The sequence below is a fragment of the Peribacillus psychrosaccharolyticus ATCC 23296 genome, assembly GCF_000305495.1.
GTDB classification, from domain to species: domain Bacteria; phylum Bacillota; class Bacilli; order Bacillales; family DSM-1321; genus Peribacillus; species Peribacillus psychrosaccharolyticus.
On record NZ_AJTN02000004.1, the window covers coordinates 1 to 17,900 of the forward strand.

The following is a 17,900-nucleotide window of genomic DNA, read 5'->3' on the forward strand; positions in this document are numbered from 1 at the left end:
CTCATGCAAAATAATAATTATTATCCTGAAAATCCTGAATTTTTAAATATTGATCGTCAGTTTGTTGCCCCTTATGGGTATGGAGGGCAAGTTTTTGCTCCAGGAATGGGAGGATACGGATATCCATACAATATGTATGGATATGGACAGCCTCAATACGGCGGCTATGGGTATGGTCATCAGCCATACGGCGGAGGCTATGGTCACGGATATCATGGAGGGTATGGCCATGGTCATGGCGGATACGGTCATGGATACGGCCAAGGCGGGTATGGTCATGGATATCATAGTGGATATGGCCAAGGTGGATACAGTCAAGGCGGGTATGGTCAGCAAGGGTAATTAGGCATCCAACATGACTGGTTTTTCTTGGAGTAGATAATCCAGCGTCATTCTGCCGAAAATATAAAAGATGGTCACCCCATCAAATGATCGGAAGAGGAGCGGATGCTACTATGGCTACAAGGCAATCAATCGGCATGTGCATACAGCAATGTGAAAATGCTCTTAGTTATGCTCAGGATCAATATCAGGACGGATCCAGACAGGAGCATTATGGAGACGAGACATATGTGCAATCACAAGCGACTCTACAGGAAGCAATGAATGATCTAGAAAAACTTTTGAGCAGTTCGAACGATCAACAAAGAGAACAGCTGTATCGTATGAGAATGCAGCTTCAGCAAATGCAATACAATATGGTTAGGTTAGATCATTAACCAATGCAGAAAGGTTGTCGAGATTCTCGACAACCTTTTTTTGCTTTTGCACACAAAAGTGGTTGAATTACATAGAGTTTAGCCCTTTTTGCACAGATTTGGACTTCAAATGCACACATAATCAGGGATTTTGCACACTTTTTCGTCTGATTTGCACAGGAGGGGTGAAAAGAAACCCAGCACACAGGCTCAAGTGTAAGTCTACCTGGATATTAACGCTAATTGTTATCAAATAAAGGAATATACAACGAAACTTTTTGCTCTTTTTTGCATATATAAAGGAAAACATGACCAAAATGATTCATAGCAGTACTTGCTTTTATCAAGATTATTTACTAAAATACCTATATAATTAAATATTTCAAATTGGCTATGATAAGGAGTAGTACCGATTAGAACCTGTTTAGAGAGTTGGCGGATGGTGCAAGCCAATCAGGAGTGATCGCGAACTCGCCTTGGAGTTACGGGTATGAAGTGTAGTAGTACCCGGCGTACGGTCCACGTTACGGATGTTTGAGCGGGGTGACGAATATAGTCGCCAATCTGGGTGGTACCGCGGGAAGATATACATAATCCTCTCGTCCCTTTTATACAGGGATGAGGGGTTTTTTTATTGTAGTTCCATATTGGTATAGGAGGAAAACAAAATGAGTTTTGATCATATTTCGATTGAAAAGAAATGGCAGAAATTCTGGGAAGAAAATAAAACGTTTAAAACGGGTGAAGAAAGCGGCAAGCGGAAATTCTATGCGCTTGATATGTTTCCTTTCCCATCAGGTGCCGGACTTCATGTTGGTCATCCTGAAGGATACACAGCGAGTGATATTTTAGCACGGGTAAAACGGATGCAAGGCTGCAATGTGCTCCACCCAATCGGCTGGGACGCATTTGGTCTTCCAGCAGAGCAGTATGCGCTGGATACTGGGAATGATCCAGCAGAATTTACAGAGCATAATATTAATACTTTCCGCCGTCAAATTAAGGCATTGGGCTTTTCATACGATTGGGATCGAGAAATTGATACAACAGATCCAAATTATTTTAAATGGACACAATGGATCTTTATTAAATTATATGAAAAAGGCTTAGCGTACGTTGATGAAGTGGCAGTCAACTGGTGTCCAGCGTTAGGAACTGTTCTTGCTAATGAAGAAGTAATTGATGGGAAAAGTGAACGTGGCGGTCATCCCGTTGAACGACGTCCAATGAAACAGTGGATGCTTCGAATTACTGCTTATGCCGATCGTTTGATTGATGATTTGGATGAAGTAGATTGGCCTGAGAATATCAAAGACATGCAACGGAATTGGATCGGCCGTTCAGAAGGTGCAGAAGTTACATTTGGTATTGAAGGACATGATGAGACATTTACTGTATTCACAACACGTCCAGATACACTATTTGGGGCAACGTATGCGGTATTGGCACCAGAACACCCATTTGTTGATAAAATCACAACAGCTGCACAGAACGAGGCTGTTCAAGCTTATTTAGATCAAGTGAAACATAAGAGTGATTTAGAAAGAACCGATTTAGCTAAAGACAAATCCGGTGTATTCACAGGGGCATATGCTATTAATCCTGTTAATGGTGAAAAAATGCCGATTTGGATAGCTGATTATGTGTTAATCAGTTATGGAACAGGGGCTATCATGGCAGTTCCTGCGCATGATGAACGCGATTATGAATTTGCAGTCAAATTCAATTTACCGATTAAGGAAGTTGTAGCTGGCGGCGATGTAACAACTGAAGCCTATACTGGCGATGGATTGCATGTAAACTCTGACTTCTTAGATGGATTGAACAAAGAAGATGCTATATCAGTCATGATTAAGTGGTTAGAGGAAAAAGAAATTGGAACAAAGAAAGTTACTTTCCGTTTGCGTGATTGGTTGTTCAGCCGTCAACGCTATTGGGGTGAGCCGATTCCAATTATCCATTGGGAAGATGGTACAGTTGAGGCTCTTAAAGAAGAAGAACTTCCACTGTTGCTTCCTAAATCCAATGACATTAAACCATCCGGTACAGGTGAATCACCACTTGCCAAGATAAGTGAATGGGTAAATGTTGTCGATGAGAATGGACGTAAAGGACGCCGCGAAACCAATACAATGCCGAACTGGGCTGGCAGCAGCTGGTACTACTTACGTTACATTGATCCGAATAATGATCAAGTATTGGCCGATCCTGAAAAATTAAAAGAATGGCTTCCAGTTGATATCTATATCGGCGGAGCTGAGCATGCAGTGCTTCATTTACTTTACGCACGCTTCTGGCATAAATTCTTATTTGATATCGGTGTAGTGTCAACTAAAGAGCCATTCCAAAATCTTTTCAACCAAGGAATGATATTGGGCGAAAATAATGAAAAAATGAGTAAATCAAAAGGGAATGTTGTAAACCCAGATGATATTGTTGAGAGCCATGGAGCAGATACACTTCGTATGTATGAGATGTTCATGGGACCACTTGATGCATCGATTGCTTGGTCCAATAATGGGCTTGACGGCTCACGCAGATTCCTTGACCGTATTTGGCGTTTGTTGACAGATGAGAATGGTAACATTGCCGGCAATATTATTGAAACCGATGATTTGGCTATGCTTGAGAAAATATACCATCAAACGGTTAAGAAAGTCACCGAGAATTTTGAAGAGCTTAAGTTTAATACAGCTATTTCACAATTAATGGTCTTCATAAACGAGGCATATAAAGCAGAAGTGATGCCAAAAGTATTTATTGAAGGCTTTGTTAAATTGCTTTCACCAGTTGCACCTCATATTGCTGAAGAGCTTTGGGAGAAACTAGGACACACTGACACGATTACTTATGAAACATGGCCTGCTTACGACGAAGCGAAACTTGTGGATGATGAAGTCGAAATCGTTATTCAAATAAACGGTAAAATGAAGGTCAAATTAATGGTTCCAACGGATACACCAAAGGAAAAATTAGAAGAAATTGCAATGGATGATCACATCATCAAAGAACAAATCGATGGCAAAACGATTCGCAAAGTGATTGCTGTGCCGGGTAAACTAGTAAATATTGTTGCTAATTAAGTAAAAGAAGCTCCCCCTCGATGGGAGCTTCTTTTAATCCTTGTTATAATAAAAGGTAAATATATGAATAGAGGTGCTGAAATGGAAGCAATTAAAGAAATAACGCCAAAAGATCTGGAAGCAAAAGTGGAAGCAGGAGAAGAGTTAGAAATAATTGATGTACGTGAAGATGACGAAGTTGAAAATGGTATGATTGAAGGGGCAAAGCATATTCGTATGAACGATATTCCCGGTGAATTAGACCAATTTGATAAAGAGAAAGAATATATCTTTGTTTGTCATTCTGGCGGACGAAGTCAGAATGTCTGCTATTACATGCAGGAGCGGGGATATAAAACCGTCAATATGGTTGGCGGTATGAGTCATTGGACAGGAGAAATTGTCTTTTAAATCTTGTATAAAAAGATAGGAATCTGGACACGCTGTTTAAAAAAGGCAGGGGAGAGCCATGATTCAAGTGAAGCTTTTTGATTATGAACATGAGAAAGATCTTGAGCATGAAATGAATCTGTTTCTTAAACATATTCATAACCGTGAGATAGTTGATATCAAATACAATATCGCAACCTCTGGAGAAGATGATGATAACCAAATTTATTGCTTCAGTGCAATGATTATTTATGAAAAATAAGAAGCGGTGCACCCATGGATGCACCGCTTCTTATTTTTTCTTATATCATAAACTTTTGCTGTAAATCGCTGCATTTTGTCCAGCTAATTTGCCGGTAACAAGAGCAGAAGTAATATTGTAACCACCTGTATAACCGTGTATGTCTAGAATCTCACCACAGAAATAGAGCCCGTCCATTACTTTTGAGGCCATTTCTTTTGGGTGAATTTCCTTAATAGAAACCCCGCCGCCAGTGACGAATGCTTTTTCTAGCGGCTGTGTGCCATAAACGGTAAATTGAAAGTCTTTGCAAAGCTCAGCAAAGCGACGGATTTTATCGTGTGCAATCACGGTACCTTGTTCTTGTAGATCAATTCCGCTTTTCTCCAGTAAGAAATGAAGATAGCGTTCTGGAAGAAGACCTTTCAGGGTGTTTTTAATTGCCTTTTTTGGATCCGTTTTAATACACTTCATGACTTCTTGAAAAATATCTTCTTGATTCCTCTCAGGCAGTACATCCAGCTTCATTGTGATCGTAGGAGTTTTAAATTTCTTCAGCGCTTTGACAACAAATTGACTGCATCTTAATACGGCAGGACCTGACACACCAAAATGGGTGAAAATCATATCCATTTTATGTGTAATGAGTGCCTTACCCTTTGGATTCAACACACTCAATGATACGTCTCTAAGTGATAGCCCTTGTAATTCCTTGCTCTTTATAAAGTGTTCGTGACTAAGTAATGGAACTTCTGTAGGAAACAGCTCAGTAATGGTATGACCTGCTTTTTCAGCCCAAGCATATCCATCTCCGGTAGAGCCCGTTTGTGGGACAGATTTACCGCCAACGGCTATAACGACAGCGTCGGCAGTGAATGTTTGTCCGTTTTTTAGTATGACACCAGATGTTCTTCCATTTTCATATAACACGTCCTGTACAGGCGAATTTTTATAAATAGTCACGTTTAATTCTTTCAGTCTGTCGAGTAAAGCATCCACAACGCTTTGGGCTTTATTATTGACAGGAAACATTCGGCCGTGATCTTCTTCTTTCAATTCAACGCCGAGATTTTCAAAGAACGCAATAATGTCTTCGTTGTTAAATTCGGAAAAGGCACTATATAGAAATCGTCCGTTCCCGGGAATGTGCTTAATAATTTCATCAATTGTCAGCCGATTCGTTACATTACAGCGGCCGCCGCCGGAAATGGCTAGTTTTCTTCCTAGTTTTTCCCCTTTATCAATGAGCAGTACCTTTGCTCCTTGTTCACCTGCTGCGATCGCTGCCATTAAACCAGATGGACCGCCGCCAATTATAATTACATTTTCATTCATTCATATCACCAGTTTCTTTTTTCAGTTCCTCTATTATAAAGCATAGTTGGTTCACTTGTAAAAAAAGTACAAAAGCTTTGTCTTGTGAGTGATGTGGAATGTTTGTTAAAATGCTTAAGGTATATCAATCCATCACAAATATTTATTGGTTATATTTTAAGTGCTGTTATCGGATTGAATTATGGTAAGATAAAGAGATTGTACGTAACTGACATAGGCAGGAAGGGATTAAGATGTCATCAAAGTTATTAAAGGGCGCGTTCATATTAACGCTCGGTTCGGTTTTATCAAAGGTTCTTGGATTATTATATGTTATTCCATTCGACGCATTACTAGGTGAAAAGGGCGCTGGCCTTTATTCCTATGCCTATATTCCCTATACGATTTTCATTAGTTTAGCGACTGCTGGTATGCCGCTTGCCGTCTCCAAAACGGTTTCAAAGTATAATGCTTTGGAAGAATATGCAGTTAGTCAAAAGTTATTTAAGTCCAGTCTGAAGCTGATGGCTGTTACAGGCTTTCTAGCTTTTTTGGTCATGTATTCCATGGCTCCGGTGTTTGCAGACTATATAGCTGAAGGAAATAAGGAAGGTTTTTCAGCAAGCGATATCAGCTCGGTTATTCGAGCAGTCAGTTTTGCATTAATTTTCATTCCGTTTATGAGTATCATCCGCGGTTATTTTCAAGGTCACCAATTCATGGAGCCGACAGCCTATTCACAGGTCGTTGAACAGCTAGTCCGGATTGTGTTCCTATTAGCCGGTGCTTTTGTCGTGATTAAAGTATTGGACGGAGATCTGGTTACAGCGGTTAGCGTGGCAACATTTGCTGCGGCAATTGGTGCGATTGGCGGTCTATTTGTATTACTTTGGTATTGGAAAAAGCAAAAACCATTTTTACAAGATCTTTTATCGAGAGATAAAGGAACGATGGATATTTCCCTGCCGCAAATTTATAAAGAAATTTTCGTATCATCGATCCCATTCATATTCGTTGGGATTGCCATGTCACTCTTCCAGCTGGCTGATATTCTTACTTTTAGCCGAGCGATGGTAGCAGCAGGGCTTGGTGATATTGCGGACAAGGCTTTCGGGATACTTAACTTTAATGCACAAAAGCTTGTGGTCATTCCAATGACCTTGGCAACTGCCTTTTCTATGGCGTTGCTGCCATCGGTGACTAAAGCGTATGTGAGCAGAGATAATAAAGAGTTCCGTCATCAATTGGATCAAGCGTTTCAAATTCTTTTATTTGTGACCATTCCAGCGGTTGTCGGAATGTCCATTTTAGCAAGTCCTATTTATACGGCTTTTTATTCGTATAGCCCGCTTGGTTCAAGTATCCTAGCGACATATGCGCCTACATCGATTTTATTTGCCCTATTTTCAGTATCTGCAGCCGTATTACAGGGAATTAATCAACAAAAATTCACTGTGCTCAGCTTACTGACAGGATTCTTAATTAAACTATCTGTGAATATTCCCTTTATTGAAATGTTCGGTGCGGAAGGTGCGGTATATGCAACCACGTTTGGTTATTTAGCAGCCTGTATTATGAATTTGTATTTCATCCGATACTTTACAGGATACAGTTATAAACTGGTGATTAAGAGGACTGTTTTAATGTTTGTCTTTGCTGGGGTTATGGCTTTAATCGTTTGGGGTCTCGAAGGATTATTAGGTCTATTCCTAGATGAGAAAAGAACTTTCCAAGCCATTATCATTACAGTAATTAGTGCGGTCTTTGGCGGTTTAGTTTATGCATTGTTATCATTAAAGAGTAAATTAGCTCATCGCTTATTAGGCAGCCGTATTGATCGGTTGAAACAAAAATTAGGCCTATAAGGCATCGAAGAGATGGATACTGGAGGGAAAAATAAATGAGGATAGATAAGCTGCTTGCTAATATAGGCTATGGAACGCGTAAAGAAGTGAAGAAAATGTTAAAGACAGGTGCAGTGTTGGTAAATGAGCATGCAGTTAAAGATGCAAAAGCACATGTCGATCCGATTCAAGATCGCGTCACGGTACACGGTGAATTAGTTGAGTATAAAGAATTCATTTATTTAATGATGAATAAGCCGCCCGGAGTAATCTCGGCTACTGAAGACAATTTTCAAGAAACGGTTATTGATCTTCTAAGTCCTGAGCATGCGGCCTATGAGCCCTTTCCCGTTGGCAGACTGGATAAGGATACAGAAGGATTGCTTCTGATTACAAATGACGGGAAGCTGACGCATAAACTCCTTTCGCCAAAAAAACACGTACCAAAACTTTACTTCGCAGTCATTGAGGGAATGGTGACGGAAGAAGACATTGAGGCATTTCGTAACGGGGTCACGTTTGATGATGGTTATTTAACAAAGCCGGCTGAGCTGCAGATTCTAAAATCAGGAGAAACTTCTGAAATTGAAATCTCCATTATGGAAGGCAAGTTTCACCAAGTGAAGCGGATGTTCGAGGCAGTTGGGAAACGAGTAACCTATCTTAAACGAATTTCAATGGGAAGTTTGGAACTCGATGAGGGCCTTGAACTTGGGACCTATCGGGAATTGACTGTGGATGAACTTGAGGGACTGCAAAACAGCCCAGCAGGGTTAAGTGAAGAAACAAATGAATAACGAAAAAAGAGGCGGACTGCGGTCCGCCTCTTTTTTCGTTATTTCATGTCAAGAAGATATTTTAACTCGCTTACTTGTTGTGGTCCAAACTCCACGGCTTGGGCTTTTAACTAAATCATTATAAGCCAACACATTTAAATCGCGCTGTATGGTTCGAGGAGTGATGCCAAATTCTTCTACAAGCTCTTGCGTAGAAACCGTACCGTTATTACTGATGAACATATAAACGGATTTAATACGGGTTAACATGCGATTTGTTGAAGGTTTCAAAAAATCACTCCCTTGCTCTTTTTCATTGTCCAAAACAAATGAAAACACAAACGGATATACTGGGCAGTATGACAGTGCCACTATGTAATTGCTATACCACCCTTAAAGCTCCTCATAAACATCCATGAAATAACAAGTTCATTTGCCTTCATTTTACCTCTTTTTACAGCACATTTCTAGAGAAAAACGTTGAATTAACAAAATATTAAATTTTTTACTATTATAATACGCCAACTATATATTTTTTATACCTGATACAATCAAAGAGGTATGAAAAGAAATGGTCCTAATGACTCATGTAAAAAATTAGTCTTATTACTATATAATGAAATCTGTTGTCTTTTTAAGGAAGAATGGTAGTTGATAAGTCGGCTGTTATTTCTCCTATAGGCATAACCTAACCAGAAATACCATTAATATGTATGCAGGAGGGAAAAAGTTGGATTCAACATTACGTAACAGGCTCGTTCATTCGAAAGAAACGCTATACTTTGCATTAACGATTATTGTCAGTATCACCGCTTATATTTTCTTACTTTTTTCTTTTATTGGGATAGCTATAATAGCTGCAATCATCCTTTTTTCTTATTTTTTTCATGCTCTTTCGATGGCATCCATCCGCCGCAATGGCATTCGTATCAGTGAAAAACAATTTCCTGATATTTATCAAAAAGCACAAGGATTAGCTTCTGATATGGAATTGGTGAAAATACCATCCATCTATGTTTTGGAGTCATCTGGTTTTCTCAATGCGTTTGCTACCCGATTTTTTGGCAAAAATATGGTGGTGGTTTATTCTGAAATCTTTGATCTGAGTGAAGAGGGAAAAGAAGACCAACTATTATTTGTACTAGCCCATGAATTTGCTCATCTTAAACGCCGTCATGTATTAGTGCACTTTCTGCTTCTTCCTGCCATGTTTATTCCGTTCCTTGGAGAAGCCTATCTACGAGGTTGCGAATATACATGTGATCGTTATGCTGCTTTTTATGTTAATCATTTTGAAGCATCGAAACAGGCACTAACCATGCTTGCTATTGGAAAGAAACTAGCCCCGAAAGTGAATGAAGAAGCTTTCATTGACCAAATTAACGAAGAGTCAGGTTTCTTCGCATGGTTAAGTGAAAAACTGTCGTCACATCCAGACTTACCGAAACGATTAAATGCCCTTGATTATTGGGTTGACCCTGAGCATCACCACTTACGGAAAGAAAAAAGGTCAAGAGTCTTGATGGGTGTCTTTGGAATGATCGTGATTGGTATTATGATTCCAGCAGGTATTGTATACGCCATTTATAAAACAGATGTACTCGAATCAGTAGGGGAGCTTGTTAATGAGGAGTATTTAGAAACGGAAAATACCTTATTAGCAGCTGCCGAAGATAATGATGTAGCATTGCTACAAGACTTAATTGATAATGGCGAAGACATGTTCATAACGGATGATATGGGTTCAACTGCCCTTCATTATGCTGTGGATATGAGCAGCTATGATACGGCAGCCTACTTAATAGAGAAGAACATTGATATTAATGCTCAGGATGAATATGGATCAACTGCCCTAATGTATGCAGTTTATAATGATGATATCGATATGGTTAAACTTTTGCTTGAAAAAGGTGCCGACCCGACGATAAAAGACGATGCTAATGAAACAGCAGCTGATTCTGCTTCCTACAATGATAATCAAGAAATACAGGATTTGTTGGAAAACTAAAAAATCACGGAAAACCGCCATTTATTCAGGCGGTTTTTTTAATGAAGTAAATGTTCTATATTTATAGAATTATATATTCTAATTATATTGAATAGTTAAACGAATTAATGTATATTAATGGTAAAAAAGTTAGGAAGTGAAAAAATGAACGTTCTTGATACGTCATTTAAACGGAGTAACTTTGAGGTAGAATTCAAATCTTCCACCCTATTTGAATGTGCGCTGGGGATTGCCATGATTACCTATCCAAAACTTCATGAACAGCTGGAAAAAACGAAAGTTGAATTAGAGCAATTACGAAAATCTGTTTCCAGGGAACTACAAGCTGAGCTCGATTATTGTCAGCAGCATAATACCTGGAAAATGATTTTGCAGCTTCTACACCAACGTGATTGCTTCTCTCTTCAAGACTTTTTTAATTTTCTGGATGAATTGAATCACCAACAGTTTACCTATCTGGTTTTTCCTTATCTGGATGAATCCCAACAGGCTAATCGGATGCTTGCCTCTGAGGGTGATTATCATTCCGTAAAGGAGATGGCTGCAGCTTGTATAGATCATGTATTTTTTCCTCAAATGATTACTTTTATCGCAGAAACAGATACCAGTAAACTCATTTTACATATCAAAAACCTCATGGAAGGCTGGGCTCATGAAGTAATGAAGAATGAGGAAGTCGAACAAATTTTACAGCGTGATGTTTTGGAGAAACAACAACGGCTTGTACAATCATCACCCGAAAAAGTTGTTCAATGGTCAACAGGGTCAGTCTATAAACCGGAAGTAAATGTTGAACGTGTCCTATTAATTCCTCATACTATTTATCGACCTTGGACAATTGAAGCGAATCTGGAGCAAACGAAAGTATTTTATTATCCAGTCAGTGATGCTAGTTTACACGGGATGCTAGACACCGCTCAGCCTCCCGCATATTTAGTTCAGGCTTATAAAGCGCTGGCAGATGAAAAAAGACTTCGTATTCTTAACCTGTTATCGGATTCAAATCGATCATTAAAAGAGCTGACCGACATTCTCGATATTGGCAAAACAACCATTCATCATCATTTAGCGATATTAAGATCTGCGCATATGGTTACTGTCACGGGTGCCATGTATTCCTTGAATAAATCAGCGCTTGGCGGATATGAAGCAAGTTTACTAGAGTATCTGAGAGTGGAGGTGACTGGTGAAAAATAGAGAACGTTTTAATCTTCAGTTAGTCGTTGCGAGCCAGATGTTTTCAACATTTGCTAGTGTTTCTGGAACGTTTGTAATCGGGTGGATGGTTTTTGAACTTACCGGTTCGAAAGTGGCTATGGGTAGTTTATGGCTTGTCAGCATCAGTGCCCAGATGCTCGTTCAGTTTATAATTGGACCACTTATTGATAAGTATAAGCGGACGTCAGTGATGAAGCTGACCGAGCTAGTACGGATGCTTTCCTACGGGGCCATTCTCTTATTTCAGACGACTGGTCAGAGTTCGGTTATTGTATTATATCTCGCTTCATTTCTCAGTTCATTAGCTGTTTATGATGCTGCAGCCAATGCCTTGATTCCAAAGTGGGTTCATCGCCGTATTTTAGTGAAAATCAATGCGAAAATTTCAGGACTTGTTCAATTTGCCCGATTCGTAAGTTTTCCTATATCTGGTTTACTGGTTGGGATGTATGGCACGAAGATTACACTTGAAATCATTATTGTCTTGTTTGTACTCTCATTCGCAGCCTTAGTTTGGACCCAAGAGAAACCGGCTAAGGTTCAACGTAAGCAAACCTGGGTGAACCAGTTTAAAACGGGATTAGCTATTTATAAGAATCAAAAAATACTCCTGATATTGGGCTTATTTGTCTCTATTACAAGTTTCGGCGTGTTTGCGACACAAGCAATGTATATTCCTTATGTGACGGAAATTCTTGGCCGTACTTCATCTGCATACGGTTTTTTTGCGGCGGCTTTTCCGTTAGGGTACATAGCGGGGACTGTTATCGTAGGCAGACTGAGGGAACCAAAAGCTTTGTATCCGATTATGCTTACGACACTATGCTTTGGTGGTCTTACCTACATCGCTTTAGGGAGTACAACCATGTTTTGGACTGCGTGTTTGATTGAGTTTGCTGCAGGAATAGCCATGCCTTTTTGGAATGTATACAGTTCAACTCTCTATCATCGGCTTGTACCTGAAGAGATCATGGGGCAGGTGTTATCCGTTCGCTTTCTGCTCACCAAAGCGGCGGCACCGCTTGGAATCGTATACGGAACATTCTGTGCGTCGGCATATGGTCTACCCGCGCTTTTTCTCTCGGTTGGTATTCTGATTTGTCTTGTTTCAGGTGCAGGAATTGCTTTTGTAAGAGTTTTTACTCAGCCCTCTTTAACAAGGGAGTAAATCAAAAAAATATTATATGACTTGTATTGAAAGAATAGTTCGGTTACTATAAAAGTCAATAGGAGTGGATAAACATGGAAAAATCTTTCTTCTTGTTCTCGTCGTCACAACTACATCATCATCAACAGTAGCTTTGCTATCCGATTCGTAAAAAATCGTGAATAGGAAAGCTATTTATCATGAACCGCATTTGATTAAGTATTTCTTAATCAAGTGCGGTTTTTATTTTTAGGAGGAAAAATGATGAAAAAAATGGCCTATCAAAATGTAAAAGGAACACAGGATTTTTTGCCTGAAGATGAAGCAGTTCGCAGCAAAGTACGCAGAGTCCTAGAGGATATCTTCCTCGTCTATGGCTGCCGCCCTCTTGAAACCCCCATCTTAAATTTTAAAGAATTAATGACCTCTAAATACAGTGGTGGTGCCGAAATTGTCAAAGAAATGTACAGCTTACGTGATCAAGGTCAAAGAGAACTTTCTCTACGGTACGATTTGACGATTCCATTTGCAAAGGTCGTGGCGATGAATCCGGATATACGAATGCCGTTTAAGCGCTATGAAATTGGAAAAGTCTTTCGTGATGGTCCTATCAAGGCAGGCAGATATCGTGAATTCACTCAATGTGATGTAGATGTGGTTGGGGTGGAGTCACAAGCCGCTGAAGCAGAGCTAATGCAAATGGCAGTTTTGGTATTTAGAGAATTGAAGCTCGATATTACAATTTCCTATAATAATCGAAAAGTAATGGCTGGTATGTTAGAGGTGATGGGTGTTGCTGATCGTGATATTGCTGGAGTGACATTAACACTGGATAAGATAAAAAAAATAGGGATTGTTGGAGTATCTGAAGAGCTGCTTATGAAAGGTATTAATCAATCTTCAATTGAACGAATCAAAAACTGGCTGCAAGTTGAAGCGGACATAGATCTCTCTTACTTAGAGCAGTACATTGAGCAAAATGAGCAGCTGCGGCAGGGAGTGGAGGAGGTGAAAGAACTGGAAAATTTATTAACATATTTGAACCTCGGGAAAGTATGTATATTTAATCCTTTTTTAGCACGTGGACTAGAGATCTATACAGGGACAGTCTATGAAATCTTTCTTAGAAACGGAACAATCACCTCAAGCATAGGCAGCGGCGGACGATATGACAATGCTATTGGCGGACTCATTGGAAGTGGTGAAAGTTACTCAACGGTTGGACTTTCATTCGGGTTGGATGTCATATTTGCCGCGATGAAAGTGCAACCGTTGGAAAGCGCCATTGAAATCGATTATTATATAATTCCGATACAAACTCAAAAAGAATCTTTAAAGGTTGCTGCTGTCTTTCGACAAAAAGGATTTCGAGTCGAAGTAGATTTAACCAATCGAAAAGTGGGCAAAGCACTGGAGCGAGCCAATAAAATGAGGATTTCTGCTGTCATAATTATCGGAGAAACAGAAGTGAACAATAACCAAGTGATGATAAAAAATTTACAAACAGGCGAAGAGCGGGTAGAATCATTTTCTTTTAACTAGTTTCTGAACGCTGCGTTGAATGAAGATGGGATACAAACCTTTTCTGAGCTAAGGTTTTATCCCTGGTAATACCATATTGCTTTAAAAATCTTCATCCAGTTATGTTCTCTAAGGTGAGATTTAGGCATTTTTTAAAATAAATCGTGTTCAGATGTTTCTTTTTACTTTCCAGAACTAATTATTTTTACTAAAATAGGAAATGATGGTTGATGTAAACGTCATCATAATCGGACACTAAGGAGCCTGACATGAAAATCGAGACTGAGACTTATTCGCCTTATAGCACATTTTCAAAAGAAGAATGGGCTAGACTGCGCTTTAACACACCAATGACCTTAACTAAATCAGAGATAGAAGAGCTTCAGGGTGTCAATGAACAGGTATCGATTGATGAAGTCTCTAATATATATATTCCATTAACAAGACTAATTAATTTGTACACGACGGCTTCTCAACAGCTCCACTCGGTAACGGATACATTTTTTGGAAAAAGCACCCGAAAGGTTCCCTACATTTTAGGAATGACGGGAAGTGTGGCTGTAGGGAAGAGTACATCAGCACGGATAATCAAGGCTTTGCTATCACGCTGGCCGAATCATCCGAAGGTGGAAATTGTCACAACAGATGGATTTCTATATCCCAATGCAGAGCTTGAAAGAAGAGGAATTATGCATAGGAAGGGGTTCCCAGAAAGCTATAATATTAAGGAATTAATTAAGTTTTTAGCATTGTTGAAGTCCGGGACACCAAGGATTAAAGCACCAGTCTATTCACATTTGTATTATGATATCATTCCAGAAGACTATCAGATTATTGATCAACCTGATATCGTGATTGTTGAAGGGGTAAATGTCTTGCAGACACCGTCCTCAGATGATCAAACGCTACCAAGCGTTTTTGTTTCTGACTTCTTTGATTTATCGATTTATGTGGATGCGGATGAAAACGATTTGATTAAGTGGTATATCGATCGTTTTAAAAAGTTAAGATTGACTGCTTTTAATAATCCTAATTCCTATTTTAAACGCTATGCTTATCTTTCCGATGCTGAAGCGGAAGAAACAGCTGCAGGGATCTGGAATAGTATTAATAAAGTGAATTTAAAAGAAAATATCGAACCAACTAAGAATCGAGGAGATATCATTTTGGTTAAGGATGCAAGCCATAATGTAACTTCGATTAAGCTAAGAAAGATATAGAAACGCTAGATATAATACTTTCTATTTTTTGATCAAAGAGATATAGTTAGTGACTATGTTATACTCTGGAGGTGTTTTAATGAAGGTTGAAATTTGGTCCGACTATCAATGTCCGTTTTGCTATATTGGGAAACGCCGTTTTGAGAAGGCACTAGAACAGTTCGATCACAAATCGGACGTCGAGGTTGTCTTTCGGAGCTTTGAGTTAGATCCGAACGCAAAACGTGATAATGAGGTAAATATGTATGAAATGCTTGCGGGTAAATACGGGATGAGTATAGAACAGGCTAAGGCTCAAACTGACAGTATTCTACAACAGGCAAAAGCAGAAGGGCTAGAGTATCGCTTTGATAAAATGATACTAACAAATTCATTCGACGCCCATCGTTTACTGCATTTTGCAGCAGCTAATGGTAAAGAAAAAGAAATGAATGAACTTCTATTTAAAGCTTACTTTACAAATACCTTGCATATTGGCAGACAAGAAGTACTAACGGCACTCGCAGCTGAAGCAGGTCTCGATCCGATAGAGGCTAAAGTAATGCTCGAAAGCGATCGTTATACATCAGAAGTAAGAGCAGATGAGCAAGAAGGAAGCAAACTCGGAATTACCGGGGTGCCATTTTTTGTGATTGACCGTAAATATGGTATTTCAGGTGCACAGCCGACTGAATTATTTATCAACACGCTGAAAAAGGCATGGGAAGAAGATGAGCTGCAGTTGATTTCAGACAATGATTCAATGGGCGGCAGCTGTACGGATGATTCTTGCACAAATGAATAGAAGTAAAAACGTAATTTTCTTATATGAAAATTACGTCAGTTTGTTGCCAAAGGAGGTGCGGAATGGTTCATTCCGCACCTCTTTTGGCATTTTCCCTGCTTATCAAGGCAACTAAGTCTCTAATAAGTACTGTTTTCCATCTTTAACATTGTATCTGCTTTCAGGATGTTCTACTTAATAATCTTTGATTCTTCTTGTTCGAACGGATTTGTCGGAAAGAGTTTTCATCGTAATTCCCCCGATTTGGATGATTTCCTCCTAAAACCTGCTCTTCGGTAGCACAACGTCGGAATAAAATTCAAATTAAATTTAGAAAGACTGTTGATTAGAGTGTAAGCGACGAGGAGGCTCACCGCCCGCCCGCGGAAAGCGAAACGCCTGGAATGGAAATCAACATCTCGATTTTAAATCTCCCCCGAGTTTGTCTACAGTCTGAATGGCTCTCTCTCTAATACGAGAGCCATTAAGTTTGTAGACAATAGAGGCTTGCAGGAACAAGCTAGTCTAGTATTACCAGTTCAAGATGGTTTTCGAAAATACCCCTTATCACCTCGAAATTCTATATCTATTTTTAAATGGCCTTTTACTTTTAAGCTTAGAAAGTCAGTTGATTGAAATGGAAGGCGTGAAGACTCCTGCGGGAACAGCGGGACAGGTGAGACCCCGCAGGAGTGTAAGCGACGAGGAGGCTCACCGCCCGCCCGCGGAAAGCGAAGCGCCTGGAATGGAAATCAACATCTCGATTTTAAATCTCACCCGAGTTTGTCTACAGTCTGACGTAATTTTCTTATATGAAAATTACCTTTTTTTGAATTGAGATGAAGGAAAATGCTAAGGGGATTCGTTTTGAATTTCTGATATCTCTCTCGAAGCTTGATTTTTTTTACAGCAGGATTTACTGTTTACTGATCTCATTGCTACGTAGGCGATTACCTCGAATTTTGAGGTTTTTTGGTCTTAACGAACGAAAATACTGCAAGCAAAAAAATTATATTACAAAAAAACGTTTATAACCAATATTTAATCAAAATTTAACGAAGTATAATAGAGGTTTTATGATACTATTTTACTAAAAGAGGTGATGAGACATGAATATGAAAGTTGGGAGTAAGATTATCCTGCGTTCTTTGGAGGACAAGGATGCTGTACATATAGAAAGTCTTGCAGGTGATTACGACATATCAAAGACTACATTATCCATTCCCTACCCTTATCCTGAAGGGGCAGCGGTAACATTTATAAAATGTATGAGAGAAGCTGAGAAAAAGGGAGAAGTGTTAATCTATGCCATTGCGGACCCAATAGAGGATCAGTTGATTGGAATTATAAACCTAAATTTATCTTTGCATCATAAACGTGGGGAGCTAGCCTATTGGATAGGAAAAAAATATTGGGGAAATGGCTATGCAAGTGACGCAGCAAGGGAACTTTTGACGATTGGATTTGAAAAAAAAGGGCTGAACCGTATCTTTGCCGCTGCCTTTGTTGATAATCCAGGGTCATGGATGGTGATGGAAAAAATCGGTATGAAAAAAGAAGGAACGCTGCGAGGGCATGTCTATAAGGGTGGAGAATCAGTCGATCTACATTATTATGGAATGCTGGCGGAAGATTATCACCGTTTGAATTCTTAGATTAAATTGTTAAACTACTCCTCCTGCTGACAACTGAGCAGCT

General features: G+C 39.4%; 16 protein-coding genes and 1 other annotated feature. Of the genes, 14 read left to right on the plus strand and 2 right to left on the minus strand.

All coding sequences use genetic code 11. The annotated features are described in order from the left end of the window. The 5 genes from WYK_RS25245 to WYK_RS00630 form a co-directional block, all read left to right on the plus strand. Nucleotides 1-342, plus strand: a 342-nt coding sequence (locus tag WYK_RS25245; RefSeq protein WP_176564428.1) for a hypothetical protein, incomplete at its 5' end; no start/stop codon positions are given. A gap of 113 nt (nt 343-455) precedes the next feature. After that, nucleotides 456-719: a YtzC family protein gene (locus WYK_RS00615; RefSeq protein ID WP_040372407.1), complete on the plus strand. Its 264-nt coding sequence runs from the start codon at nt 456-458 to the stop codon at nt 717-719. Between the two features lie 363 nt (nt 720-1,082). Then, nucleotides 1,083-1,308: a binding site (T-box leader), on the plus strand. Nucleotides 1,309-1,366: 58 nt separating this feature from the next. Further along, nucleotides 1,367-3,781: a leucine--tRNA ligase gene (gene leuS, locus WYK_RS00620; RefSeq protein WP_040372408.1), complete on the plus strand. Its 2,415-nt coding sequence runs from the start codon at nt 1,367-1,369 to the stop codon at nt 3,779-3,781. A gap of 81 nt (nt 3,782-3,862) precedes the next feature. After that, nucleotides 3,863-4,171 (plus strand): rhodanese-like domain-containing protein, encoded by a 309-nt coding sequence (locus tag WYK_RS00625; RefSeq protein ID WP_040372455.1) that lies wholly within the window; start codon nt 3,863-3,865, stop codon nt 4,169-4,171. 58 nt (nt 4,172-4,229) lie between these two features. Further along, nucleotides 4,230-4,412, plus strand: coding sequence for a sporulation protein Cse60 (locus WYK_RS00630; protein ID WP_040372409.1), 183 nt, complete (start codon nt 4,230-4,232; stop codon nt 4,410-4,412). A gap of 45 nt (nt 4,413-4,457) precedes the next feature. Here the strand turns inward: WYK_RS00630 and WYK_RS00635 are convergent, their stop codons facing one another. Next, nucleotides 4,458-5,726 (minus strand): BaiN/RdsA family NAD(P)/FAD-dependent oxidoreductase, encoded by a 1,269-nt coding sequence (locus WYK_RS00635; RefSeq protein ID WP_040372410.1) that lies wholly within the window; start codon nt 5,724-5,726, stop codon nt 4,458-4,460. A 233-nt stretch (nt 5,727-5,959) separates the two neighbouring features. Between WYK_RS00635 and WYK_RS00640 the strand changes: the two genes are divergently transcribed. Together WYK_RS00640 and WYK_RS00645 are read left to right on the plus strand one after the other, a co-directional pair. After that, the gene (locus WYK_RS00640) at nt 5,960-7,570 is read left to right on the plus strand and encodes a putative polysaccharide biosynthesis protein (protein WP_040372411.1); all 1,611 of its coding nucleotides are present in this window, start codon (nt 5,960-5,962) and stop codon (nt 7,568-7,570) included. A gap of 35 nt (nt 7,571-7,605) precedes the next feature. After that, complete coding sequence (locus WYK_RS00645) at nt 7,606-8,346, plus strand: pseudouridine synthase (RefSeq protein WP_040372413.1); 741 nt, start codon at nt 7,606-7,608, stop codon at nt 8,344-8,346. Between the two features lie 48 nt (nt 8,347-8,394). Here WYK_RS00645 and WYK_RS00650 read toward each other — a convergent pair whose 3' ends face one another. Then, entirely contained in the window at nt 8,395-8,616 is a 222-nt protein-coding gene (locus tag WYK_RS00650; protein ID WP_040372415.1) for a DeoR family transcriptional regulator, read from the minus strand. A 439-nt stretch (nt 8,617-9,055) separates the two neighbouring features. On the opposite strand from WYK_RS00650, the gene WYK_RS00655 reads away from it, so the two are divergent. The 7 genes from WYK_RS00655 to WYK_RS00690 all read left to right on the plus strand — a co-directional run bounded on the left by WYK_RS00655 (nt 9,056) and on the right by WYK_RS00690 (nt 17,857). Next, the gene (locus WYK_RS00655) at nt 9,056-10,333 is read left to right on the plus strand and encodes a M48 family metallopeptidase (RefSeq protein ID WP_051387238.1); all 1,278 of its coding nucleotides are present in this window, start codon (nt 9,056-9,058) and stop codon (nt 10,331-10,333) included. A 144-nt stretch (nt 10,334-10,477) separates the two neighbouring features. Further along, nucleotides 10,478-11,530 carry an ArsR/SmtB family transcription factor gene (locus tag WYK_RS00660; protein ID WP_051387239.1) on the plus strand — a complete coding sequence of 351 codons (1,053 nt, stop codon included), beginning with the start codon at nt 10,478-10,480 and terminating at the stop codon, nt 11,528-11,530. After that, a complete protein-coding gene (locus WYK_RS00665) occupies nt 11,520-12,719 on the plus strand; it encodes an MFS transporter (protein ID WP_040372418.1) in 1,200 nt (399 codons plus the stop codon). Before WYK_RS00660 ends, WYK_RS00665 begins: the two co-directional genes overlap by 11 nt. Nucleotides 12,720-12,959: 240 nt before the next feature. Then, on the plus strand, nt 12,960-14,240 hold the full coding sequence (locus WYK_RS00670; RefSeq protein ID WP_328286256.1) for a histidine--tRNA ligase: 1,281 nt from the start codon (nt 12,960-12,962) through the stop codon (nt 14,238-14,240). Between the two features lie 248 nt (nt 14,241-14,488). Continuing rightward, nucleotides 14,489-15,439 carry a type I pantothenate kinase gene (gene coaA, locus WYK_RS00675; RefSeq protein ID WP_040372421.1) on the plus strand — a complete coding sequence of 317 codons (951 nt, stop codon included), beginning with the start codon at nt 14,489-14,491 and terminating at the stop codon, nt 15,437-15,439. Between the two features lie 79 nt (nt 15,440-15,518). Then, the gene (locus WYK_RS00680) at nt 15,519-16,223 is read left to right on the plus strand and encodes a DsbA family oxidoreductase (protein WP_040372422.1); all 705 of its coding nucleotides are present in this window, start codon (nt 15,519-15,521) and stop codon (nt 16,221-16,223) included. 1,088 nt (nt 16,224-17,311) lie between these two features. Continuing rightward, entirely contained in the window at nt 17,312-17,857 is a 546-nt protein-coding gene (locus WYK_RS00690) for a GNAT family N-acetyltransferase (RefSeq protein ID WP_051387240.1), read from the plus strand. Nucleotides 17,858-17,900: the final 43 nt, after the last annotated feature.

Bases quoted from the DNA above. Each gene is read 5' to 3' on its own strand.
- WYK_RS00615 (WP_040372407.1), top strand. From the start codon at position 456: ATGGCTACAAGGCAATCAATCGGCATGTGCATACAGCAATGTGAAAAT.
- WYK_RS00670 (WP_328286256.1), top strand. From the start codon at position 12,960: ATGATGAAAAAAATGGCCTATCAAAATGTAAAAGGAACACAGGATTTT.
- WYK_RS00645 (WP_040372413.1), top strand. From the start codon at position 7,606: ATGAGGATAGATAAGCTGCTTGCTAATATAGGCTATGGAACGCGTAAA.
- WYK_RS00635 (WP_040372410.1), bottom strand. From the start codon at position 5,726: ATGAATGAAAATGTAATTATAATTGGCGGCGGTCCATCTGGTTTAATG.
- WYK_RS00630 (WP_040372409.1), top strand. From the start codon at position 4,230: ATGATTCAAGTGAAGCTTTTTGATTATGAACATGAGAAAGATCTTGAG.
- leuS (WP_040372408.1), top strand. From the start codon at position 1,367: ATGAGTTTTGATCATATTTCGATTGAAAAGAAATGGCAGAAATTCTGG.
- WYK_RS00640 (WP_040372411.1), top strand. From the start codon at position 5,960: ATGTCATCAAAGTTATTAAAGGGCGCGTTCATATTAACGCTCGGTTCG.
- WYK_RS00625 (WP_040372455.1), top strand. From the start codon at position 3,863: ATGGAAGCAATTAAAGAAATAACGCCAAAAGATCTGGAAGCAAAAGTG.
- coaA (WP_040372421.1), top strand. From the start codon at position 14,489: ATGAAAATCGAGACTGAGACTTATTCGCCTTATAGCACATTTTCAAAA.
- WYK_RS00660 (WP_051387239.1), top strand. From the start codon at position 10,478: ATGAACGTTCTTGATACGTCATTTAAACGGAGTAACTTTGAGGTAGAA.
- WYK_RS00690 (WP_051387240.1), top strand. From the start codon at position 17,312: ATGAATATGAAAGTTGGGAGTAAGATTATCCTGCGTTCTTTGGAGGAC.
- WYK_RS00680 (WP_040372422.1), top strand. From the start codon at position 15,519: ATGAAGGTTGAAATTTGGTCCGACTATCAATGTCCGTTTTGCTATATT.